This window comes from Enterobacter sp. MG-EB028 (assembly GCF_056673305.1).
The window spans coordinates 4,140,677-4,162,629 of record NZ_CP195079.1; the positions used below are offsets into that span (position 1 = coordinate 4,140,677).

The 21,953-nt window shown below is 59.3% G+C and carries 19 protein-coding genes; 10 read left to right on the forward strand and 9 right to left on the reverse strand.

Features of this window, described 5'->3' with window-relative positions; genetic code table 11:
- Positions 1–118: 118 nt before the first annotated feature.
- A complete protein-coding gene (locus ACR42C_RS19610) occupies positions 119–1,639 on the reverse strand; it encodes a methyl-accepting chemotaxis protein (protein WP_479984480.1) in 1,521 nt (506 codons plus the stop codon).
- A 435-nt stretch (positions 1,640–2,074) separates the two neighbouring features.
- Here ACR42C_RS19610 and ygjG point away from each other — a divergent pair, with 435 nt between their 5' ends.
- Both ygjG and ACR42C_RS19620 read left to right on the forward strand, forming a co-directional pair.
- Positions 2,075–3,454 carry a putrescine aminotransferase gene (gene ygjG, locus ACR42C_RS19615; RefSeq protein ID WP_052682963.1) on the forward strand — a complete coding sequence of 460 codons (1,380 nt, stop codon included), beginning with the start codon at positions 2,075–2,077 and terminating at the stop codon, positions 3,452–3,454.
- Between the two features lie 96 nt (positions 3,455–3,550).
- Positions 3,551–4,522 (forward strand): WaaS/CpsH family glycosyltransferase, encoded by a 972-nt coding sequence (locus tag ACR42C_RS19620; protein WP_320719935.1) that lies wholly within the window; start codon positions 3,551–3,553, stop codon positions 4,520–4,522.
- Positions 4,523–4,561: 39 nt separating this feature from the next.
- Here ACR42C_RS19620 and ACR42C_RS19625 read toward each other — a convergent pair whose 3' ends face one another.
- A complete protein-coding gene (locus ACR42C_RS19625; protein ID WP_302220263.1) occupies positions 4,562–5,164 on the reverse strand; it encodes a helix-turn-helix domain-containing protein in 603 nt (200 codons plus the stop codon).
- 42 nt (positions 5,165–5,206) lie between these two features.
- On the opposite strand from ACR42C_RS19625, the gene ACR42C_RS19630 reads away from it, so the two are divergent.
- Positions 5,207–5,893 carry a B3/B4 domain-containing protein gene (locus ACR42C_RS19630; RefSeq protein WP_320719937.1) on the forward strand — a complete coding sequence of 229 codons (687 nt, stop codon included), beginning with the start codon at positions 5,207–5,209 and terminating at the stop codon, positions 5,891–5,893.
- A gap of 12 nt (positions 5,894–5,905) precedes the next feature.
- Positions 5,906–6,754, forward strand: a complete 849-nt coding sequence (locus ACR42C_RS19635; protein ID WP_479984481.1) for a dihydrodipicolinate synthase family protein — start codon at positions 5,906–5,908, stop codon at positions 6,752–6,754.
- Between the two features lie 39 nt (positions 6,755–6,793).
- Here ACR42C_RS19635 and lsrG read toward each other — a convergent pair whose 3' ends face one another.
- Genes lsrG through lsrA form a run of 6 tightly spaced genes read right to left on the reverse strand, consistent with a single transcriptional unit; the run spans position 6,794 to position 12,479 of the window.
- Complete coding sequence (gene lsrG, locus ACR42C_RS19640; RefSeq protein WP_044597614.1) at positions 6,794–7,087, reverse strand: (4S)-4-hydroxy-5-phosphonooxypentane-2,3-dione isomerase; 294 nt, start codon at positions 7,085–7,087, stop codon at positions 6,794–6,796.
- Positions 7,084–7,971: a 3-hydroxy-5-phosphonooxypentane-2,4-dione thiolase gene (lsrF, locus tag ACR42C_RS19645; RefSeq protein ID WP_479984482.1), complete on the reverse strand. Its 888-nt coding sequence runs from the start codon at positions 7,969–7,971 to the stop codon at positions 7,084–7,086. The genes lsrG and lsrF overlap by 4 nt, the downstream gene beginning before the upstream one ends.
- A gap of 11 nt (positions 7,972–7,982) precedes the next feature.
- On the reverse strand, positions 7,983–8,984 hold the full coding sequence (gene lsrB, locus ACR42C_RS19650; protein ID WP_479984483.1) for an autoinducer 2 ABC transporter substrate-binding protein LsrB: 1,002 nt from the start codon (positions 8,982–8,984) through the stop codon (positions 7,983–7,985).
- Position 8,985: 1 nt separating this feature from the next.
- Positions 8,986–9,963, reverse strand: coding sequence for an autoinducer 2 ABC transporter permease LsrD (gene lsrD / locus ACR42C_RS19655; protein WP_116342161.1), 978 nt, complete (start codon positions 9,961–9,963; stop codon positions 8,986–8,988).
- On the reverse strand, positions 9,964–10,995 hold the full coding sequence (lsrC, locus tag ACR42C_RS19660) for an autoinducer 2 ABC transporter permease LsrC (RefSeq protein WP_479984484.1): 1,032 nt from the start codon (positions 10,993–10,995) through the stop codon (positions 9,964–9,966).
- On the reverse strand, positions 10,992–12,479 hold the full coding sequence (lsrA, locus tag ACR42C_RS19665; protein ID WP_320719951.1) for an autoinducer 2 ABC transporter ATP-binding protein LsrA: 1,488 nt from the start codon (positions 12,477–12,479) through the stop codon (positions 10,992–10,994). The genes lsrC and lsrA overlap by 4 nt, the downstream gene beginning before the upstream one ends.
- A gap of 215 nt (positions 12,480–12,694) precedes the next feature.
- Between lsrA and lsrR the strand changes: the two genes are divergently transcribed.
- The 3 genes from lsrR (at position 12,695) to ACR42C_RS19680 (ending at position 17,522) form a co-directional block, all read left to right on the forward strand.
- Complete coding sequence (gene lsrR / locus ACR42C_RS19670; protein ID WP_023309277.1) at positions 12,695–13,663, forward strand: transcriptional regulator LsrR; 969 nt, start codon at positions 12,695–12,697, stop codon at positions 13,661–13,663.
- A gap of 34 nt (positions 13,664–13,697) precedes the next feature.
- Positions 13,698–15,326, forward strand: a complete 1,629-nt coding sequence (gene lsrK, locus ACR42C_RS19675; protein WP_479984485.1) for an autoinducer-2 kinase — start codon at positions 13,698–13,700, stop codon at positions 15,324–15,326.
- Between the two features lie 174 nt (positions 15,327–15,500).
- Positions 15,501–17,522 (forward strand): oxidoreductase, encoded by a 2,022-nt coding sequence (locus tag ACR42C_RS19680; protein WP_479984486.1) that lies wholly within the window; start codon positions 15,501–15,503, stop codon positions 17,520–17,522.
- Here the strand turns inward: ACR42C_RS19680 and rlmG are convergent.
- Positions 17,519–18,655, reverse strand: a complete 1,137-nt coding sequence (rlmG, locus tag ACR42C_RS19685; RefSeq protein WP_316379881.1) for a 23S rRNA (guanine(1835)-N(2))-methyltransferase RlmG — start codon at positions 18,653–18,655, stop codon at positions 17,519–17,521. The two genes, ACR42C_RS19680 and rlmG, sit on opposite strands and share 4 nt — an antisense overlap.
- Before the next feature lie 83 nt (positions 18,656–18,738).
- Here rlmG and ACR42C_RS19690 point away from each other — a divergent pair, with 83 nt between their 5' ends.
- The 3 genes from ACR42C_RS19690 to ACR42C_RS19700 all read left to right on the forward strand — a co-directional run bounded on the left by ACR42C_RS19690 (position 18,739) and on the right by ACR42C_RS19700 (position 21,531).
- A complete protein-coding gene (locus ACR42C_RS19690) occupies positions 18,739–19,242 on the forward strand; it encodes a YgjP-like metallopeptidase domain-containing protein (protein WP_302220140.1) in 504 nt (167 codons plus the stop codon).
- A 70-nt stretch (positions 19,243–19,312) separates the two neighbouring features.
- Positions 19,313–20,311 carry a Gfo/Idh/MocA family protein gene (locus ACR42C_RS19695; protein WP_316379880.1) on the forward strand — a complete coding sequence of 333 codons (999 nt, stop codon included), beginning with the start codon at positions 19,313–19,315 and terminating at the stop codon, positions 20,309–20,311.
- A gap of 251 nt (positions 20,312–20,562) precedes the next feature.
- Positions 20,563–21,531: a TerC family protein gene (locus ACR42C_RS19700; protein ID WP_116342180.1), complete on the forward strand. Its 969-nt coding sequence runs from the start codon at positions 20,563–20,565 to the stop codon at positions 21,529–21,531.
- The last annotated feature ends 422 nt before the right edge of the window (positions 21,532–21,953 follow it).

Here is a 21,953-nt window from a genome sequence, read left to right on the forward strand (position 1 = left end):
CACTTTCTTTAGTTATTTAATATCTGATTAACAATAAAACATATTAATAGTCACAAGCAGAAATAAAAAAGCCGTTTATTCCTTACGGTATAAACGGCTTTTCCGGAACACTACTGGCTCAATGGAGCACCGTTACCGCATCCTTAAGACGCCCGGCGCGGTGTTTAACCATGGCAGAAATGTGCGCGCTCTCCTCGACCAGGTCGGCATTTTTCTGCGTGATGCTGTCCAGCTCCGCCACCGCACGGGTTAATTCTGACAGTCCGGTGGCCTGCTCGGACGTCGAGTGGCTGATCTGCGCGATAAGCTGCGTCACGTTTTTCACCTGCTCGACAATGTCATCCATCGTGCGGCCTGCGGCGTGCACCTGCTCAGAGCCGGACTGCACCCTGCTGGCGCTGGCATCAATCAGCTTACGGATATCGTTAGCCGCATTCGCGCTGCGGCTGGCGAGATGGCGGACTTCCCCCGCGACTACGGCAAAGCCTTTTCCCTGCTCGCCGGCCCTTGCCGCTTCAACGGCCGCGTTCAGCGCCAGGATATTGGTCTGGAAAGCGATATCGTTAATCAGGGTGGTAATTGAGCCAATTCGCTGCGTGCTGTCGGCGATGTCGTCCATGGTTTTGACGACGGTCTGCATCGCGTTTCCGCCCTCCGTCGCCGCGCTGCTCGCAGCAACGGAGAGTTTATCCACCTCAGCGGCGGTTTCAGAGTTGCTCTGAACGGAAGCGGCCATCTGATTCATCGTTGCGACGGTCTGCTGCACGTTCGCCACGGTCTGACGCGTACGATCGTTCAGCGCTTCATTCCCCTGCGCCAGCCTGTCGCTGCCGTCACGGACGCTCATCACCTGGCTTGAGACGTCATTGATGAGCCAGCGGCACATCAGCCCCAGTTGTCCTACCGCGCGCAGGGTCAGCCCCAGCTCGTCGCTGCGGTTCAGATGCTGCACACTGTTACGCTCGCCGGTCGCCACCTTCAGCGCCTGACGCGCCACGTTCTCGATCGGGCGGACAATCTGCTGCTCAAACAGCAGCGTACCCAGCAGCAATACCACGGCAGCCGCTGCGAGCGGTGCCCAGCCTGCGGAGGTCGTCAGCAGGGTAGCGGCAAGCGCGGCAAAGAGTACCGCCATCACGCTGCGTACCCGCCAGCGCAGCGGCATTGCAGGAAGTTTACCCCGCCAGCCCTTACGCACCACCAGCCCTTTGTGAATACGTTTTTTACAGCTCCCGTTATTCAGCGCCCGGTAGAGCGGCTCCACGGCGGCAATCTCTTCCTCCGTGGCTTTGGTGCGGATCGACATATAGCCCGTCACCTGCCCGCGGCGTACCATCGGCACCGCATTCGCACGCACCCAGTAGTGGTCACCGTTTTTGCGTCGGTTTTTGACAATCCCGCTCCACGGCTCGCCCTGCTGCAGCGTGTACCACATATCGGCAAACGCGGCTTTTGGCATATCGGGGTGGCGCACCATATTGTGCGGCTGGCCCGTCAGCTCATCAAGCTGGTAGCCGCTCACCTGCACAAAGGTGTCGTTGGCGTGGGTAATGTAGCTGTGGACGTCTGTGGTAGACATTAAGGTGGTGTCATCGTCCAGAGGATAATTATTCTGGGTGACAAAGGAGGGAGAAGACATGATGGGCATTCCTTGCAGGTTATTCGAATGTTAATTTTGTGGTTTATTGTTTTTTCGGCGGTAAACAATTTATCTTTAGTTGTTAAAGTTGATGGAGATCGCAGATTTCACTTAAACCGCACTTTTTGTGAGATTTTATAATTCATTGATTTCAAATACTTTCACAAAGAAATTACCTGCAAAATATGACCTGTTAACGCCCACTTAAGCCGCAAGCAATGCACTCCTTTAGTGCAATTGCCCTTTTCTGCCCCTCACAACGTATGTTGCCGTGTTCCGCGAAATCCCGTTTCGGTTGTATTGGCATGATTAAATATTGTGCAGCAATATTTTAACCTGGCGTTTATCCCGATTTTCGTTAAGTCATCTGAAGTGGCGTAATCCCTGCAATACTTAAACCAGTATCATGTGATACGCGATCCCCGGGAGCACATTTTGAACAGGTTACCTTCCAGCGCCTCGGCTCTTGCCTGTACCGCGCACGCACTGAATCTCATTGAGAAGCGAACGCTCGATCATGAGGAGATGAAACAACTTAACCGAGAGGTCATCGATTACTTTAAAGAGCACGTCAATCCTGGTTTTCTGGAGTATCGCAAATCTGTTACCGCCGGCGGGGATTACGGAGCCGTAGAGTGGCAAGCGGGAAGTCTTAATACGCTTGTCGACACCCAGGGACAGGAGTTCATAGATTGCCTGGGTGGTTTCGGTATCTTCAACGTGGGGCACCGTAATCCAGTAGTGGTTTCCGCCGTACAGAATCAACTTGCGAAACAACCTCTCCATAGCCAGGAACTGCTCGACCCGCTTCGCGCCATGCTCGCGAAAACGCTGGCGGCCTTAACCCCCGGCAAACTGAAGTACAGCTTCTTCAGCAACAGCGGCACGGAATCGGTCGAAGCGGCGATTAAGCTCGCCAAAGCGTACCAGTCGCCGCGCGGGAAATTCACCTTTATCGCCACCAGCGGCGCGTTCCACGGTAAATCCCTGGGCGCACTGTCGGCGACCGCGAAATCCACCTTCCGCAAGCCGTTTATGCCGCTGCTGCCGGGCTTTCGCCACGTGCCGTTTGGCGACATCAACGCCATGCGCACCGTGCTGAGCGAATGCCGTAAAACCGGCGATGACGTGGCGGCGGTGATCCTGGAGCCGATTCAGGGTGAAGGGGGTGTGATCCTCCCTCCGCAGGGCTATCTGCCCGCCGTGCGTCAGCTGTGCGATGAGTTTGGCGCGCTGCTGATCCTCGACGAAGTGCAGACCGGGATGGGACGCACCGGCAGGATGTTTGCCTGCGAGCATGAAAACGTTCAGCCGGACATTCTATGTCTGGCGAAAGCGCTCGGCGGCGGCGTGATGCCAATAGGAGCAACGGTTGCAACGGAAGAGGTGTTCTCGGTGCTGTTCGACAATCCGTTCCTGCATACCACCACCTTTGGCGGCAACCCGCTGGCCTGTGCGGCGGCGCTGGCCACCATCAACGTGCTGCTTGAGCAAAACCTGCCCGCGCAGGCGGAGCAGAAAGGCGACATGCTGCTGGACGGCTTCCGCCAGCTGGGGCGTGAGTACCCGGACCTGGTGCAGGAGGCACGCGGCAAAGGGATGCTGATGGCGATTGAGTTTGTCGACAACGAAATCGGCTACAGCTTCGCGAGCGAGATGTTCCGCCAGCGGGTGCTGGTGGCCGGCACGCTCAACAACTCGAAAACCATCCGCATTGAACCGCCGCTGACGCTGACCATTGAGCAGTGTGAGCAGGTGCTGAAAGCGGCGCGTAAAGCGCTGGCAGCGCTGCGGGTGAGCGTGGAAGAGGCGTAATATCTACTCCCCCTCCGGACGAGGGGGAGTTTAATGACCCATCTGCCAGAATAAGTTATCATCCCCCCTATATCGGCTATCTTCTCCTGAGGGACCATGCGCTATTTTTTCCTGGAATGGGTCAATCCTTTCGAAATCATGATGCTTAATTCGCTTGCAAAGGATCACCCCGTCAAGCAAATTAATCGCATTATGCGACGCTTTAAATCGGTCAATGCCCTACTGCCAGGCCAGGCGTTAAAAAAATGGCATAAGCGCGCGCACTGTGCCGTTAAATTATCGGCAATAAAACCCGATGATATTGTGATTTGTAATGGGTATAGCGTTTTTCCGTTCCTGGATTATGTCGCCAGCATGCCGTGTAAAAAAGTTTTGATTCTGCGCGACTCGGTGGATGCCCTGACGCGCAAACGTCGTCTTCTTGGACAACTGGCGCAGGATGCGTATTACATCGACACCGTTCGCCCCTTCTTTGATGCTATTTATAGCTTTGATCCTGCTGATTGCGAGCGCTATGATCTGCATGCGATTGAGCAGTTTTTGCCTTTTAGCTGGCAAGAAATTCAGCAATTTCAAAATGAGAGCGCAACTGAAAATAAAAGCTGCTTTTTTGTCGGCGGCTATGAACCCATTCGTGCAGAAGTTCTTCGCACACTCACACCAGTGCTCGAAAATAGCGGTTATAAGACGGATTTTTATCTGCTGGATAAGTACAATAATCAGGATAACTACCCAGATAATTGCCAGAATAAAAAACTCAGCTATCTGGACAATATTGATAAAGCCAAACGCTGTTCAGTTATGCTGGAAATAAACAAACCTGAGCAAAATGGATTAACGCTTCGCGCGCTGGAAGCTTTGGTTCTGAACAGGAAGCTTATCACCACCAATGCGTCGATTAAGACGATGGCGCTTTACGATCCCGCCCGTATTTTTATTTATAACGGTGTCGATACCGAGGGTCTGGACGCCTTTCTTCAAAGCGACCTGCCTGAGAGGGATGAGAAACTCCTCAGACAATACTGTGCAGACAGTCTGCTTGCTACGTTGCAAAAGCATCATTCCTGAAAGGAGCTCGCCCGGTAGAATCCCCTACCGGACTGCTTTTTAACGGTGAAACTCCGCCACGGTCATGGTGAAACGAAGCACGGCATCGCCTTCATTCGCATAGCCGTGTGCGGCTTCGGTTTTCGCCACCGCCGATGCGCCTGCATTAACCTGCGTCACCGTCTCGTCCACCGTCAGCGTCAACACGCCTTCGTTCACGTGCAACAGCTCAAAGGTTCCCAACGGATGCCCTGTCGAGGTGAAATACTCCCCCGGATGCATCTCCCACTGCCATAACTCAATCATATCCGGGCCCGCAGTGCCTGCCAGCAGCCTGGCGTAACCGCCCTGTTCGCCCTGCCACAGCACCGGAATCGCCGCTTCTTCGATAACGTGCACCAGCGGCTCGCTGGAGACGTTGACGATATCCGCCACGGAGATGCCTAGCGCGGCGGCCAGCTTGCACAGGATGGCGATGCTAGGGTTGGCTGCGCCCTTTTCGATCTCCACCAGCATCCCTTTGCTGACGCTGGCCCGGCGGGACAGCTCGTCCAGCGACAGCTTTTTCTCTTTCCGCCAGTTGCGGATGCGGTTCGCCACAGCCAGGCTTACCTGGGCAACATCGGCACCCTGCGCAGTCATTATATTGACTTTATCAGTCATTGGTCACTACCATGGTATAAAACAGTCAATACAGGATTATTTATGTCTCTCGTTACGCCGTCAATAGACTCACGTCTTGCCGGGATTGCCCCGGGCTTTCGGGCACTGAGCATTCTGGTTGAAGCTGCGCCGATTACCCACCCGGAGGTTGCGCCCGCCGCGCTGGCGCAGGCCTGCCGGCAGGTGTTGAATGATGATGTGCCATGGGCTGATGCACACCTTTCAAACTGGGATGAGGTGTTTAAAGCCTTCGGTGCGAAACCGAAACGCACGCCCTGTTCGGCCTCTGCCCTGCGCAAGCGGGTACTGAAAGACGGTTCGCTGCCGTCGCTGGATCCGGTCGTGGATATCTATAACGCGGTGAGCATTCGCTATGCCATTCCGGTGGGTGGGGAAAATCTCGCGGCGTACTCGGGTGCGCCCCGTCTGACGCTGGCCGACGGCAGCGAGCCGTTTGATACCTTCAAAGAGGGACTGCCGGTGGTGGAACACCCGGAACCGGGCGAGGTTATCTGGCGCGACGACCTCGGCGTCACCTGCCGCCGCTGGAACTGGCGCCAGGGGATACGGACGCGTCTGGACAGCCAGGCGCAATCCATGTGGTTTATTCTTGAAAGCCTGCCATCGATGCCGCTTGCAGCACTGGAAGAGGCAGGAGAGGAGCTGGTCAACAACCTGCAGCAGCTGATGCCGGGAGCCACGGCTCAGGTCCAGCTGCTGACGTTGTAAGAGGACAACACGATGTTTCACGGATTAAGCACGTTTCCGTTAACGCCCCTGAAAAATGGGATGTTTGACGAGCAATCCTTCATCAATCTTCTGCGCCCCGTGGTCGACGCAGGCGTGGATTCGCTGGGCATTTTGGGCTCAACGGGAAGTTATGCCTATCTGACCGTTGAAGAGCGCGGCCGAATCACGCGCTGCGCGGTGGAGCATGCTGATGACGTTCCGGTCATCGTCAGCATCGGCGCACTTAGGCTGGACGATATTCTGCGTCTGGCTGACGACGCGCAAGCGGCAGGTGCATCTGGCGTGCTGATGGCACCCGTGTCGTACCAGCGATTAACGGAAGATGAAGCGTTTAATCTCTATGAAGCGGTGACTTGCCAGCTCTCCGTACCGCTGTGTATTTACGATAATCCCGCCACGACCGGTTTTGCGTTTAGCGATGAATTGTTATTTGCTACCGCGGCCCTGCCGAATGTGGGATCCATTAAGCTTGGCCGCGTGCCGGAGGAGCTGTCGCAGGTACGCGCTCGTCTCCCTGATACCGTCACGCTGGGCATTGCCGGCGACTGGCGGGCAGCATCTGCCCTGCAGGCCGGGTTTGACGTCTGGTATTCGGTCATCGGCGGGTTGTTTCCGCAAACAGCGCTGGCGATTGCCCGTTCGAAAGAGGCGGCGCAATCCGAGCGGCTGGAGCCGCTGTGGGAATTGTTCCGTCGTTACGGCAGCTTACGGGTGGTGGCAGCAGCGGCAGAAATGCTCGGGAAAGCGAAAACGCCCGCGCTACCCTTCCCGCTTCAGGCTATTCAGGGTGAGCCGCGCGAAGCACTTGCTGCGATTCTTGCGGAGCTGAAGCTGGCCTGAACAACGCCGGGTGGCGCTTGCGCTTACCCGGCATGACCGCTACTCCGGCAACAGCCCCACAAAACTGCGTTTTTTGCGCGGCTCCGACATCAGCTCCTCAAGCTTATCCACGCACGCCAGATAGTGCGGCGTTTGCTTGTGCGCCAGCACCGCCTCTTCGTCTTTATAGGCTTCGTAGATAAAGAACCGGGTTTTCACCCTTGGATCCTGCAAGACGTCAAAGCGCAGGTTCCCCGGCTCCCTGATTGCCCCCTCGTGGTTGGCGCGAAACACCTCCAGAAACTCGTCCACGCGCTCGGGTTTGATGTTGATCTCCACTAACGTCACGTTCATTTCGCTTCTCCCTGTTTCTCTTCCTGCCAGAACTGGAACGCGTCACGGGCGTTCCAGCTCTCGTGAACCACTTTCTTCACCGCCTTCAGCATGGCGAGCGGCGCGCTGGACTGGAAGATATTACGCCCCATGTCCACGCCGGACGCGCCCTGGTCGATCGCCCGCCAGCACATCTCCAGCGCCTCGTGCTCCGGCAGCTTTTTGCCCCCGGCGATGACGATCGGCACCGGGCAACTGGCGGTCACTTTTTCAAAGCCCTCGTCCACGTAATAGGTTTTGACGAACTGCGCCCCCATTTCGGCGGCGATGCGGCTGGCGAGCGAGAAATAGCGCGCGTCACGCGCCATCTCTTTGCCGACGCCCGTCACCGCAAGCGTCGGCATGCCGTAGCGCGCGCCCGCGTCTACCAGCTTGATGATATTGTTGATCGACTGGTGCTCAAACGGGCTTCCGATGTACACCTGCGCCGCCACGGCGCAGACGTTCAGGCGCAGGGCATCCTCCATCGCCACCGCCACGCACTCGTTGGACAGTTCGCCCAGAATCGAATTACCGCCGGAGGCGCGCAGCACCACCGGTTTGTTCGTCGCGGCGGGCACCTGGCTTCTCAGGATTCCGCGGGAGCACATCAGCACGTCGGTTTCACCAAACAGCGGCGCGATAGAGAGGTCGATACGCTCAAGGCCGGTGGTCGGCCCCTGAAAATAGCCGTGGTCGAAGGCCAGCATCACCGTGCGGTTGCTTTGCGGGTTGAAGATGCGTGAAAGCCGGGACTGCATGCCCCAGTCCAGCGAGCCGCAGCCTTTCAGCGTGAACGGTACATTCTGCTGCGGCGTGCCGATGCCAAAATCCTTGCCGTCTTTGATGTCGTCTAAATCAGCCATTTGCTCCCCCGTCAGAAATCGTATTTATTGATGTTCTCTTTAGTGAACACCACGCGCTCCGGCAGCAGCACGATGCCGTTGCCCTTCGCCTCATACTGGTAGCCCTGCACGCTGTTCGGCTCGACCTTCAGCGCGCCGATATCTTTTACGTCCACGCTGTCGCCGACGTTAAGATCGCCTTTTTTCAGCAGGCGATCGGCGACATTGACCGCAATTTTGCCCTGTTGCACCACATCCCACAGGCCGAAGGCCTTCACCGTGCCGCGCTCAACGTAAGGGCGCATCACGTTCGGTGTGCTGAAGCCGACAATCGCCACCCCTTCGCGCTTCAGGTTTTCCGCCGCCTGTGCCGCTGCCGGCAGCGCGTTGGCGTCCGGGGCAATGATCGCATCCAGATCCGGATACGCTTTTAAGATCCCTTCAGCGGTTTGCAGGGATTTGGTGGCGTCGTTATAGCCAAACTGGGTGGTGACGATCTGCCACTGCGGGTGATCTTTCTCGATTTTGGCTTTCGCCTCTTTCACCCACTGGTTCTGGTCGGTAACGGTGGGGCTGGAGTAGAAGAACGCCACTTTAGCGTTCGGTTTGGTGACCTGCTTGCCCGCCATCTCCACCAGCAGGCCGCCAAGCTGCTCCGGCGTCCCCTGGTTGATGTAGATGCTGCGGCACTCCGGTTTGGTGTCGGAATCCCAGGTCAGGACCTTGACGCCGCGCTGCATCGCGCGCTTCAGCGCCGGGCAGAGGCCGTCCGGCGACACGGCGGAGACGATAATGGCGTTATAGCCCTGGTTAACGAAGTTATTGATGAGCTGCACCTGGCCGGAGACGCTCGGCTCGGTTGGGCCGTCGTAGGTCACGTCCACGCCGAGGTCTTTCCCCGCCTCTTTTGCGCCGTTGCCGCCGCTGGTGAAGAAGCCCACGCCTACCAGCTTCGGGATAAAGGCAATGCGCTCCGCCGCCTGCGCCGAGGCGAAGCTGAGGGCCATTGCCAGGACAAACAGTTTTGTTTTCATCTTACGCTCCGGATAGTTTTCTGAAGAGAGAACGCACCCACTCGCGGTGCAGACTCAGCGAACGTCCCATCACCACCACAACCAGCAGCGCCCCTGACAGCGCGCTCGAAACCTGGTTTGGGATGCCGACCATCTGTAAACCCTGCTGCAGGTAGCCCACCAGCAGCGCCGCCAGCGCCGTACCGACAACCGAACCTGAACCGCCGTAGATATTGGCCCCGCCGAGCACGGCGGCGGTCAGCGCGGGCATGAGCAAATCGCGCCCCAGATCCGAACGCGCGGAGCCGAAATAGGAGACCATCACCAGCGCGGCAATCGCCGAGGCCACGCCCACCAGACCGTACAGCGCGTAGGGCATGCCGTTCACCGACAGCGCCGCATAGCGCGCCGCGCGCGGGTTCTGACCGATTAAAAACAGATGTCGGCCAAAGCGCCCCCGGTGGGTAATCAGCCAGAAGAAGGCGGTAATCACCGCGAACAGCACCAGCGGGATCGGCAGACCCAGCACCGTGAGGTTAGCGAACGCCGTGAAGCTGTCCGGGAAGCCGCCGATGCCCTCATAGCCCGTCGCCCCCGCCATGCCGGAGAGCAGCAGCGCGCCGCCGCCGTAGAGGTAGAGCGTGCCGAGGGTGATAACCAGCGGGCTGATGCCGGTGTAGTGAATCAGCGCGGCATTAAATAATCCGCACAGCAGGCCGAGCAGCAGCGTCAGCGGAACAGCGACCGCCATCGGCCACCCCGCCTGCATCATCACGCCCAGCGCGATGGCGCACAGGCCGATGGTCGAGCCGAGGGAGATGTCGATCCCGCCGCTGATGATCACAAGCGTGAGCGGCAGCGCCACGATGCCGATGCAGATAAAGTCGCTGGTGCTGAACAGCAGCATGTTGACGTCGAGCATGCGCGGGTTGATGGCGCCAAAGAGCAGGATCTCCAGCACCAGTAAAATCAGCAGCGCGCTTTCCCAGTTAAGCCTCATTTACGCCACCTCTTTTTTGCGTTTGGGAAACGGGGTGACGTGCTTTCCCCCTTTGTTACCCGGCTGGAAGCGACCGTACTTCAGCGCCCGCTGATGACGCGCCAGCGCCTGGCGCAGGCGCCCGTCGAGCACCAGCACGCCCAGCAGCACCAGCCCGGCGATAAAGTCGTTCCACCACGCCGGGAGCCTGAACAGCACCAGCACAGTGTCGATTTGCGTCAGGAAGAAGGCCCCGAGCAGCGCGCCAACCAGCGTGCCCGTGCCGCCCAGCAGCGAAATGCCGCCGAGCACGCAGGCGGCGATGGCCTTCATCTCCAGCCCGCTGCCGGTCTGGTTGGGCACAAAGCCAATCTGCGCGGCAAAGACGATCCCGGCGCAGGCCGCCAGCATGCCGTTCAGGGTAAAGGCAATCATGCGCGTGCGGTTCACCGCCACGCCCAGCTGGCGCGCGGCGGCGAGGTTATCCCCCACCGCGTAAAAATCACGCCCGAACGCGGTACGCGACAGCGTCCATGCGCCCGTGGCCGCGACGATCAATACCACGATGCCGAGCGGCGAAATGCCGACGGCGGCTGGCTCAGAGAGGGATTTCAGCCCCGGCGGCAGCCCTTCAATCCACTTTCCGCCCGTCCAGAGCAGCATCGCCCCGCGGTACAGCCCCAGCGTGCCGAGGGTGGCGACAATCGCCGGGATGCGCAGCCCCACCACCAGAAACCCGTTAAACGCCCCGGCCAGCGCGCCAGTCGACAACGCGAAAAGAATGGAAACCGGCAGGCTGTAGCCGCTGTTCAGCGCCACGCCGACGGCAATGGCGGACAGCCCAACGATGGAGCCGACGGACACGTCGATATTGCGCGTCAGCATCACCAGCGCGGCACCGATGGCCAGCAGGATCAGGATCTGCGAGCTGGCGAAGATCATCCCCAGCGTCTGTAAACTCAGGTAGGACGGGTTCAGCGCCACCAGCACGGCGAACAGCGCCAGAATGGCGAGAAACGCGCTCAGCTCGCGGTTTTTGAGTAAGGTCTTCATGATTGCCCTCCGAACGCCAGCGCCATCATTCTGTCGAGGCTGACGGCGTGGCGCGGCAGCTCGCCGCTGAGTACCCCCTGATGCATCACCAGCACGCGATCCGCGAGGCCCGGAAACTCGTCGAGATCGCTTGAGATCATCAGCACCGCCACGTTCTGCGCCGCCACGCTTTTAATGAGCTGATAGATGTCAGCGCGCGCCGAGACGTCCACGCCGCGCGTCGGTTCATCGACGATCAGCAGTAAAGGGTTGGCCTCCAGGCAGCGCGCCAGCAGCACCTTCTGCTGGTTGCCGCCAGAGAGCGTGCGCACGGTTTGATCCGCATGGTTGAGCTTGATCCCCAGCGCCCGGTGGTAGCGCTCCACCACCGCAGACTCCCGCTTGCGCTGCTGCCAGAGAGACGGCTCGTTCAGCGCCACCGTGTTCCAGCGGATCGGCGCGTCGAGGAACAGGCCGGACACCTGCCTGTCTTCCGGCAGGTAGACCAGCCCTTTTTCCAGGCGTGAACTTACCGGCTCGCCTGTAATGTCCTGATTCTCCAGCCAGACGCGGCCCCCGCGCACGGGCCGCAGGCCGTAGAGCGTTTCCGCAAACTCGGTGCGCCCGGATCCCACCAGCCCGGCCAGGCCGACGATCTCCCCGGCGTAGATCTCAAGGCTAAGATCGATAAACCCTTCTCCGGTAAGATCCTCCACCCGCAGCACCGGAAAATCCTGCGGCTGGGTGCGGCGGTTGCCCGGCAGCGCCAGCCACAGCTTTTGCGTATCGCTGAGAGATTTCTCCCGGCTGACCGGCGTCATGGCGGCGATCAGGGCGCCATCGTCAAACTGCGCGGTTTCGCCGCTCAGCACCACCGCACCGTCGCGCATCACCGAGACGTGGCTCGAAAGCATGCGAATTTCCGGCAGCTTGTGCGAGATAAAGACAATCCCGACGCCAAGATCCTGCAGGGCGCGGATCTGGCGAAACAGCCGTTCGGTTTCGCCGGGTGTGAGGGAGGCCGTAGGTTCGTCGAGGATCAGGATCCTCGCGTTGCGCATCAGCCCGCGCAGGATCTCCACCATCTGCTGATCCGCCACCTCCAGGGTGCTGGCGGCAGCGTCGAGGTTAAGCTGGCACTGCAGCTGCTGGAGTTTCTCCGCCAGCCGCTTTTCCAGATCGCGCTCACGCGGCAGGCGGAACAGGATGTTTTCCCGCACCGTCAGGTTGGGGAACAGCAGCGGCTCCTGCGGCACCAGGTAAATGCCTAACCTGTGCGCCTGCACGGGCGTGAGCCGCGCATATGACTGCCCCTCGACAGAAAGTTCACCGCTGTCCGGCGTCTCGACCCCGGCGATGATCTTCATCAGCGTCGATTTTCCCGCGCCGTTTCCGCCCATCAGGGCGTGCACCTGGCCCGCAAGCAGCGTGAAATCAATGCCTTTAAGAACCGGCACGCCTGAGAACTGCTTGCTGATATTCCGCGCGTCGAGAAGTGAGGTCATCATCGCTCCGCTATTGAACAAATGATTTTTAGATTTAATAATGTTCAAAAGCGTAGACGGTGAACTATATTTACAACCGTGCAGGGATCACAGTTTTATCGATTGAGATACAGATAAACCAGAAACGATCGAAATGATCCGTTTTGTCGCGTGGCTCACACTTTCCCTCCGCGCCATCACGAACATATGATCTAAATTTTTATAAGAGTTCAACTATGAGCGATAAACGCACTGCGGAAGAAGGACGGTTTGCCGGGCTGGCGCTGGCGGAAGAGGAGCTGGTTGCGCGCGTGGCCTGGTGCTACTACCACGACGGATTAACCCAGAACGACATCGGCGAGCGGCTCGGGCTGCCGCGTTTGAAGATCTCCCGCCTGCTGGAGAAGGGCCGGCAGTCCGGGGTGATCCGCGTGCAGATCAACTCCCGCTACGAGGGCTGCCTGTCGCTGGAGACCGAGCTACAGCAGCGCTTTGGCCTGAAGCTGGTGCGCGTGATGCCCGCGTTAAATACGCCGCCGATGAACGTGCGGCTGGGCATAGGCGCGGCGCAGTCCTTGATGGGCGTGCTGGAGCCCGGCCAACTGCTGGCGGTGGGGTTTGGTGAAACCACCATGAGCAGCCTGCAGCACCTGAGCGGCTTTATCAGCTCGCAGCAGATCCGCCTGGTGACGCTCTCCGGCGGCGTCGGGCCGTATATGACCGGCATCGGCCAGCTGGACGCGGCCTGCAGCGTCAGCATGATCCCCGCCCCGCTTCGCGTGTCATCCGCCGAGGTGGCCGGGATCTTAAAACGCGAGACCAGCGTGCGGGACGTGATCCTCGCCGCCACCGCCGCCGACGTGGCGGTGGTCGGCATTGGTTCGGTGAACCAGCGCCGTGACGCCACCATACTGCGCTCCGGCTATATCAGCGAAGGTGAACAGCTGATGTATGCCCGCAAAGGCGCGGTCGGCGATATTCTCGGCTATTTCCTCAATGCCGAGGGAGAATGCGTTGAGGAGCTGGAGATCCATAAAGAATTACTGGGCGTCACGCTCGATGAACTGGCGCAGCTGCCCACCATCGTTGGCGTGGCCGGAGGAGAAGAGAAAGCCGATGCGATTTATGCCGCACTGAAGGGTCGCCGTATCAATGGCCTGGTGACGGAGGAGACGACAGCCCGCGCGGTGCTGGCCCTTACGTAACGGGGTTGCCCTGCGCTAACAACGAGGCAAGCTCATGAGTTACCTTTTAGCGTTAGATGCAGGGACAGGCAGCGTTCGCGCCGTGATTTTCGATTTACAGGGCCACCAGATTGCCGTCGGCCAGGCCGAGTGGAAGCACCTGAGCGTGGAGAACGTGCCGGGGTCGATGGAGTTCGACCTCGAAACCAACTGGCAGCTGGCCTGCCGGTGCATTCATCAGGCGCTGGAGCGTGCGCGCCTGAGCGCGGCGGACATTCAGTCCGTCGCCTGCTGCTCGATGCGCGAAGGGATCGTGCTGTACGACCGCAACGGCGAGGCCATCTGGGCCTGCGCCAACGTCGACGCCCGCGCTAGCCGCGAGGTGGCCGAACTCAAAGAGATCCACGATTACCGTTTTGAATCCGAAGTGTATGACGTCTCAGGGCAAACGCTGGCGCTGAGCGCCATGCCGCGCCTGCTGTGGCTGGCGCACCACCGTCCGGATATTTATCGCAAGGCCGCGACTATCACCATGATCAGCGACTGGCTGGCGGCGAAGCTCTCCGGCGAGCTGGCGGTCGACCCGTCTAACGCGGGCACGACGGGCATGCTGGATCTCTTCTCCCGCGACTGGCGCCCGGCGCTGCTCGACATGGCCGGCCTGCGCGCCGATATCCTCTCCCCGGTGAAAGAGACCGGCACCGTGCTGGGCGCTGTCACCAGAGAGGCCGCGCTGCAGAGCGGCCTGCGCGAGGGCACCCCGGTGGTGATGGGCGGCGGCGACGTGCAGCTGGGCTGTCTGGGGCTGGGCGTAGTTCGCGCCGGGCAAACCGCGGTGCTGGGCGGCACCTTCTGGCAGCAGGTCGTAAACCTGCCGCAGGTGCGCACCGACCCCGAGATGAACATCCGCGTGAACCCGCACGTGATTCCCGGCATGGCGCAGGCGGAGTCGATCAGCTTCTTTACCGGGCTGACCATGCGCTGGTTCCGCGACGCCTTCTGCGCGGAGGAGAAGCTGATTGCCGAGCGGATGGGGATGGACACCTATTCCCTGCTGGAAGAGATGGCGAGCCGCGTACCGGCAGGCTCCCACGGGGTGATGCCGATCTTCTCCGACGCGATGCATTTCAAGCAGTGGTACCACGCCGCGCCGTCGTTTATCAACCTCTCCATCGACCCGGAAAAGTGCAACAAAGCGACGCTGTTCCGTGCCCTTGAAGAGAACGCGGCGATCGTCTCGGCCTGCAACCTGGCGCAGATCTCTCGCTTCTCCGGCGTGACCTTTGAGAGCCTGGTGTTTGCGGGCGGCGGTTCCAAAGGCGCCCTGTGGAGCCAGATCTTAAGCGACGTCACCGGGCTGCCGGTGCGCGTGCCGGAAGTGAAAGAGGCAACGGCGCTCGGCTGCGCGATTGCCGCAGGAGCTGGCGCGGGGCTGTTTGCGGATATGGCCTCGACGGGCGAACGGCTGGTGAAGTGGAGCCGCGAGTTCACGCCAAACCCGCAGCACCGCGAGCTGTACGACGGCATGATGCAGAAATGGCAGGCGGTGTACGCCGACCAGCTTGGGCTGGTGGACAGCGGGCTGACGACGTCGATGTGGCAGGCTCCGGGGTTAGTAAAAACCCACACCCCTCACCCTGCCCCTCTTCCCAAAGGGGAGAGGGAAAAAACCAGATCGAGCTGATTCTTTAAGATCGCACCGGACAGCCCCCTCTCCCCTCCGGGGAGAGGGTTAGGGTGAGGGGCATTATTTGAATCCCATCACAATCACCGCATTCCCCTTTTCCCTTTTACTCCCCGCTGGCTAAATTAGTAACTCATCCGACCACATAACAATAATTTTACACTGGAAGAGACTATGAGCCGCTACACGTCGTTATTCGCCCCTCTCGATCTGGGGTTCACCACACTCAAAAACCGCGTGTTGATGGGGTCGATGCACACCGGGCTGGAGGAGCATCCGGACGGGGCCGAGCGTCTGGCAGCCTTCTATGCCGAGCGCGCCCGCCACGGGGTGGCGCTGATTGTCACCGGCGGCGTGGCCCCTGCGCCTTCCGGCGTGGGCATGGAGGGCGGCGCGGTCCTGAACGATGCGTCACAGCTGCCGCACCACCGCATTGTGACCGACGCGGTACACCGAGAGGGCGGTAAAATCGCCCTGCAAATCCTGCACACCGGACGCTACAGCTATCAGCCGAACCTGGTCGCGCCGTCGGCTCTTCAGGCGCCGATTAACCGTTTTAAACCTCATGCCCTGACCCACGACGAGATCCTGGCGCTAATCGACGACTTCGCCCGCTGCGCGGCGCTGGCGCGCGAGGCGGGCTACGACGGCGTTGAGGTGATGGGTTCAGAAGGCTACCTGATCAACGAATTCCTCGCCGCCCGCACCAACCAGCGCGACGACGAATGGGGCGGCGACTATGCCCGCCGGATGCGCTTTGCCGTGGAGGTGGTGCGCGCGGTGCGCGAACGCGCGGGCGCAGACTATATTATCATCTTCCGCCTGTCGATGCTCGACCTGGTAGAGGGCGGTGGCACGTTCGACGAAACCGTGCAGCTGGCGCAGGCGATTGAAGCAGCAGGTGCCACGATTATCAACACAGGCATCGGCTGGCATGAGGCGCGCATCCCGACCATCGCCACGCCGGTGCCGCGTGCGGCGTTCAGCTGGGTGACGCGGAAGCTGAAAGGTAAAGTGTCCGTTCCGCTGGTCACCACTAACCGCATTAACGACCCGCAGGTGGCGGACGATGTGATTTCACGCGGCGACGCCGATATGGTGTCGATGGCGCGGCCGTTCCTCGCGGATGCCGAACTGCTGTCTAAAGCACAAAGCGGCCGGGCGGATGAGATCAACACCTGCATCGGCTGTAACCAGGCCTGTCTGGATCAGATCTTCGTCGGAAAGGTCACCTCCTGTCTGGTTAACCCGCGCGCCTGTCATGAAACCAAAATGCCGGTGGTTCCGGCGGTCAATAAAAAACGCCTGGCCGTTGTGGGCGCTGGCCCCGCAGGGCTGGCGTTTGCGGTGAACGCCGCTTCGCGCGGGCACAGCGTGACGCTGTTTGATGCGCTGGCGGAGATTGGCGGTCAGTTTAATATCGCCAAACAGATCCCCGGCAAAGAAGAGTTCTATGAAACACTGCGCTACTACCGCCGGATGATCGAGCTGACGGGCGTCGAGCTGCGGCTTAACCAGTTTGTAAATGCGGCGGATCTGATCGGTTTTGACGAGGTGATCCTGGCGAGCGGGATCGTACCGCGAACGCCTGCGATCGAAGGTATCGATCATCCGAAGGTGTTGAGCTATCTGGATGTATTGCGAGACAAAACGCCGGTTGGCGAGAAGGTGGCGATTATCGGCTGCGGCGGGATCGGCTTTGATACCGCCATGTATTTAAGCCAGCCGGGCGAGGCCACCAGCCAGAACATTGCCGAGTTTTGCGTAGAATGGGGCATTGATACCAGCCTGAGCCAGTCCGGCGGATTACGCCCTGAAGGGCCGCAGCTGCCGAAAAGCCCGCGCCAGATCGTAATGCTCCAGCGTAAGGCCAGCAAGCCGGGCGAAGGGCTGGGCAAAACCACGGGCTGGATCCACCGCGCCACCCTGCTCTCGCGCGGGGTGAAAATGATCCCGGCGGTGAGCTACCAGAAGATCGACGACGAGGGTCTGCACGTCACGATCGGCGGCGAGCCGCAGCTGCTGCGCGTGGATCATGTCATTTTGTGCGCCGGGCAGGAGCCAAAGCGGGATCTGGCCGATCCGCTGCGCGAGGCGGGTAAAACGGTGCATTTGATCGGCGGGTGCGACGTGGCGATGGAGCTGGATGCGCGGCGAGCCATTGCGCAGGGCACCCAGCTTGCGCTGGTTATTTAGCGACGACGTCCCAGCTTCACCGATTTCAGCACCACGAATTTGTTATTGGTGGCAATGGTGACGCAGTTGCCGAAAATCTTCTTCAGCTTGTGGAAGTAGTCCAGGTGGCGGTTCGCCACGATGTACAGCTCGCCGTTGATTTTCAGGCAGCGGCGCGCGTGGTGGAACATCTCCCACGCGACGTTATCCGTCAGGGCATGCTTCTGGTGGAACGGCGGGTTGCAGAACACCGCATTAAAGCGGAAAGGCTCTACGCCGGAGAGCGCGTTGTTGATCATAAACTCGCAGCGATCCACCGCTTCCGGCATGTTGCTTTCAACGTTCAGACGGCTGGAGGCCACCGCCATCGGCGACTCGTCGCTGAACACCACGCTGGCTTCCGGGTTTTTCGCCAGCAGCGTCAGGCCAATTACGCCGTTGCCGCAGCCCAGATCGACGATTTCCCCTTCCAGGTTTTCTGGCAGGTGCTCCATAAAGAAACGCGCCCCGATATCCAGACCGGTGCGGGAGAAAACGTTCGCATGGTTGTGGATGGTCCAGTCGGTCCCTTCCAGCTTCCAGCTCAGCGTCTCCGGCGCGTCGGCCAGCTCCGGTGCGCTGAATGTGCAGTTGATCAGGCGCGCTTTTTTCCAGGCTAGTGTCGTGGTGGTTGGGCCAAGGACCTTCTCGAACAGCTCCAGCGTCGAGGTGTGAATATCGCGCGCTTTGGCACCCGCGATGATGCGGGTTTCCGGCGTCACGACCTTACGCAGCGCGCGCAGCTGCTGCTCCAGCAGCGCCATGGTTTTTGGCACTTTAATCAGAACCACGCCCGGTGCCTGCGGGTAGTCCGCGGTGCTGTCGAGGAACTTCACGCTGGACTCGTCGAGGTCGTTATGGCGCAGGTTTTCACGCGTTGCCAGCTCGCTTAAGTAGGAATCGCCGATGCTGTAAGGCGTGTGCTCCGCAAGGGCGCAGCCGAGCGCGCCAAACGCGTCATTCAGGATCAAAACCGGGCCGCGGATTTCAGTCTCATCCAACTGCTGCAGCAGATATTCATCCGCCGCTTCCCACGCCTGAAGCGGGTTAACGTCGTCCGTCTCCGGGAAACGTTTAAGGTTGAGTGAACGGAAACCGTTGTCTAAGTGGCTCATCGGCCCTCCTGAATGGTAAAATTTGGCGTATCCCTGAAAAGGGTGCGTGAGTATACCCGTTTTATTGTCGATTTGGGGCGTTGATGAACCAACTAACTTATCTCCAGGGCTACCCGGAGCATTTACTTTCTCAGGTTCGCACCCTGATTGCCGAGCAAAAGCTCGGCGCGGTACTGGAAAAACGCTATCCCGGCACGCACGATTTCGCGACCGATAAGGCCCTCTGGCAGTATACGCAGGATCTGAAAAACCGGTATCTGAAGAGCGCGCCGCCGATCAACAAGGTGATGTACGACAACAAGATCCACGTGCTAAAAAACGCGCTCGGCCTGCACACTGCGATTTCCCGCGTGCAGGGCGGCAAGCTGAAGGCGAAGGCCGAAATCCGCGTCGCGACGGTTTTCCGTAACGCGCCGGAAGCCTTTCTGCGGATGATCGTGGTCCATGAGCTGGCGCATCTGAAAGAGAAAGAGCACGACAAAGCGTTCTATTCCCTGTGCTGCCACATGGAGCCGCAGTACCATCAGCTGGAGTTTGACACCCGTTTGTGGCTTACGCATTTATCGTTAAATGGTAATGCGGAATAGCGCACTGGTTTTGCAATAATCCCGTGCTAAAGTGGCTTAAGGTTCCCCGCTACGGAGTACGTAAACGTTTATGATACGTTTCGCAGTCATTGGTACGAACTGGATCACGCGCCAGTTCGTCGACGCCGCCCACGAAACCGGCAAACTTAAACTCACCGCAGTTTACTCCCGCAGCCTTGAGCAGGCGCAGAGTTTTGCTAACGACTACCTCGTCGAACATCTCTTTACCTCCCTTGATGAGATGGCGCAAAGCGACGCCATTGACGCGGTCTATATCGCCAGCCCGAACTCCTTGCACTTCCCGCAAACGGCGCTGTTTCTCAGCCATAAAAAGCATGTGATCTGCGAGAAGCCGCTGGCCTCGAATATTGAGGAAGTGGAAGCGGCCATTGCGCTTGCCCGCGAAAATCAGGTGGTGCTGTTCGAAGCATTCAAAACCGCAAGCCTGCCGAATTTCCTGCTGCTGCAGCAGTCCCTGCCGAAAATTGGCAAAGTGCGTAAAGCCTTTATCAACTACTGCCAGTATTCGTCGCGCTATCAGCGCTATCTCGACGGCGAAAACCCGAATACCTTTAATCCGGCCTTCTCAAACGGCTCCATCATGGACATTGGTTTTTACTGCCTGGCCTCTGCGGTCGCGCTGTGGGGCGAGCCGCACGGCGTCACGGCCACCGCCAGCCTGCTGGAGAGCGGCGTGGATGCGCACGGTTTGGTGGTGCTGGATTACGGTGATTTTAGCGTCACCCTGCAGCACTCCAAGGTGAGCGATTCCGTGTTGCCGAGCGAAATTCAGGGCGAAGCCGGGTCACTGGTCATCGAGAAAATCTCCGAATGCCAGAAGGTGAGCTTTGTGCCGCGCGGCGGGAAAGCGCAGGAGCTGACGCAGCCTCAGCATATTAACACTATGCTCTATGAGGCAGAGGTCTTCGCGCGTCTGGTGGAAGACAACGAAGTGAATCACCCTGGCATCGCGGTTAGCCGCACCACGGCGAAGCTGCAAACGGAGATCCGCCGCCAGACCGGCGTGGTGTTCCCGGCAGACGGCGTGAGCGCGGAAGCTATCGCGTAAAGGTGTGTAATGAAACGGCGCAGACCATTGACGAAACCAATGGTCTGACATATTTTGTTACCTGCAAAGGGGAGTAACTTCTTCGCCGGTGGATCGTCATTACGATGCGTGCAAAACCGCATCCGGTCGCCGGGCAACCTTCGTGGTTGTAAGTGAGACCTTGCCGGGAGGCGAGGTCTATGCATAAAAAGCTAACGGCTATCGTCTTCTGACCATAGCCGTTTTTGTTTTTTATGTGTAAGGAAAATAGTATGCATTCTGTCGGCACTCCAATGCTGTGGGGCGGATTCGCGGTTGTCGTGCTCATCATGCTGGCGATCGACCTCTTTTTGCAGGGTCGTCGCGGCGAGCACGGCATGAGCGTCAAGCAGGCCGCCGTCTGGTCGCTGGTGTGGGTTAGCCTCTCACTCCTTTTCTGCGCCGCCTTCTGGTGGTATCTGGCCTCGACCGAAGGCCGTGCGGTGGCCGATCCTCAGGCGCTCGCCTTCCTCACCGGCTATCTGATTGAAAAAGCCCTGGCGGTTGATAACGTCTTCGTCTGGCTGATGCTGTTCAGCTACTTTGCCGTGCCTGCGGCCCTGCAGCGCCGCGTGCTGGTATACGGCGTGCTGGGTGCCATTGTCCTGCGTACCATCATGATCTTCGCCGGCAGCTGGCTGATTACCCAGTTCGAATGGCTGCTGTACGTGTTCGGCGCGTTCCTGCTGTTCACCGGGGTCAAAATGGCGCTGGCGAAAGAAGACGATACCGGTATCGGCGATAAGCCGCTGGTGAAGTGGATCCGCGGCCATCTGCGCATGACCGACAAGATCGAGAGCGAGCACTTCTTCGTGCGTAAGAACGGCCTGCTGTTTGCTACCCCGCTGCTGCTGGTGCTGATTCTGGTCGAGCTGAGCGACGTGATTTTCGCCGTAGACAGCATCCCGGCAATCTTCGCGGTGACCACCGACCCGTTCATCGTGCTGACTTCTAACCTGTTTGCGATCCTCGGTCTGCGTGCCATGTACTTCCTGCTGGCAGGCGCGGCGGAGCGCTTCTCGATGCTGAAGTACGGCCTGTCGGTGATCCTGGTGTTTATCGGTATCAAGATGCTGATCGTCGATTTCTACCACATCCCAATCGCTATCTCGCTTGGCGTGGTGTTCGGCATTCTGCTGGTGACGCTGCTTATCAATACCTGGGTTAACCGCCAGCACGATAAGAAGCAGCAGGTGGAGTAAAACGTTCGGTGCGGGCTGATGCTCTCATCCCGACCCTCTCCCACAGGGCTGAGGGATCTCCACAAATTAATGCGAGCAGTGAACAATCCCCTCGCCCCTTTGGGGAGAGGGTTAGGGTGAGGGGGAACATACGGCTCTGGTGGTCATTCCGTTCACTTTATGTTCCTTGCTACTCTGTAAGGACATGGCCGGTGAACGTGCCAGGGCGGCTCAATCGCCACCGCCCTGGCGACCCGGGCTCCCGGCGGTAAATCGCCGCTTCGCGGTGCCCTCAGCTTATTCCTTCAGGCTATCGGGTCGGGCATGAGCCTGCATCCCTGCAGGCCACGCCCTCTCGGCGCATCCGTGCGCCTCGCCCCGGCCTTACGGAAACGCCTCAGCGATTTACAGCCGGACCATAGCATCGCTGAAAGCCTTAAATC

Excerpts from the sequence above, each read along its gene's own strand:
- ACR42C_RS19610 (WP_479984480.1), bottom strand. The coding sequence starts at position 1,639 with ATGTCTTCTCCCTCCTTTGTCACCCAGAATAATTATCCTCTGGACGAT.
- ACR42C_RS19620 (WP_320719935.1), top strand. The coding sequence starts at position 3,551 with ATGCGCTATTTTTTCCTGGAATGGGTCAATCCTTTCGAAATCATGATG.
- ACR42C_RS19625 (WP_302220263.1), bottom strand. The coding sequence starts at position 5,164 with ATGACTGATAAAGTCAATATAATGACTGCGCAGGGTGCCGATGTTGCC.
- ACR42C_RS19630 (WP_320719937.1), top strand. The coding sequence starts at position 5,207 with ATGTCTCTCGTTACGCCGTCAATAGACTCACGTCTTGCCGGGATTGCC.
- ACR42C_RS19635 (WP_479984481.1), top strand. The coding sequence starts at position 5,906 with ATGTTTCACGGATTAAGCACGTTTCCGTTAACGCCCCTGAAAAATGGG.
- lsrG (WP_044597614.1), bottom strand. The coding sequence starts at position 7,087 with ATGAACGTGACGTTAGTGGAGATCAACATCAAACCCGAGCGCGTGGAC.
- lsrF (WP_479984482.1), bottom strand. The coding sequence starts at position 7,971 with ATGGCTGATTTAGACGACATCAAAGACGGCAAGGATTTTGGCATCGGC.
- lsrB (WP_479984483.1), bottom strand. The coding sequence starts at position 8,984 with ATGAAAACAAAACTGTTTGTCCTGGCAATGGCCCTCAGCTTCGCCTCG.
- lsrD (WP_116342161.1), bottom strand. The coding sequence starts at position 9,963 with ATGAGGCTTAACTGGGAAAGCGCGCTGCTGATTTTACTGGTGCTGGAG.
- lsrC (WP_479984484.1), bottom strand. The coding sequence starts at position 10,995 with ATGAAGACCTTACTCAAAAACCGCGAGCTGAGCGCGTTTCTCGCCATT.
- lsrA (WP_320719951.1), bottom strand. The coding sequence starts at position 12,479 with ATGACCTCACTTCTCGACGCGCGGAATATCAGCAAGCAGTTCTCAGGC.
- lsrR (WP_023309277.1), top strand. The coding sequence starts at position 12,695 with ATGAGCGATAAACGCACTGCGGAAGAAGGACGGTTTGCCGGGCTGGCG.
- lsrK (WP_479984485.1), top strand. The coding sequence starts at position 13,698 with ATGAGTTACCTTTTAGCGTTAGATGCAGGGACAGGCAGCGTTCGCGCC.
- ACR42C_RS19680 (WP_479984486.1), top strand. The coding sequence starts at position 15,501 with ATGAGCCGCTACACGTCGTTATTCGCCCCTCTCGATCTGGGGTTCACC.
- rlmG (WP_316379881.1), bottom strand. The coding sequence starts at position 18,655 with ATGAGCCACTTAGACAACGGTTTCCGTTCACTCAACCTTAAACGTTTC.
- ACR42C_RS19690 (WP_302220140.1), top strand. The coding sequence starts at position 18,739 with ATGAACCAACTAACTTATCTCCAGGGCTACCCGGAGCATTTACTTTCT.
- ACR42C_RS19695 (WP_316379880.1), top strand. The coding sequence starts at position 19,313 with ATGATACGTTTCGCAGTCATTGGTACGAACTGGATCACGCGCCAGTTC.
- ACR42C_RS19700 (WP_116342180.1), top strand. The coding sequence starts at position 20,563 with ATGCATTCTGTCGGCACTCCAATGCTGTGGGGCGGATTCGCGGTTGTC.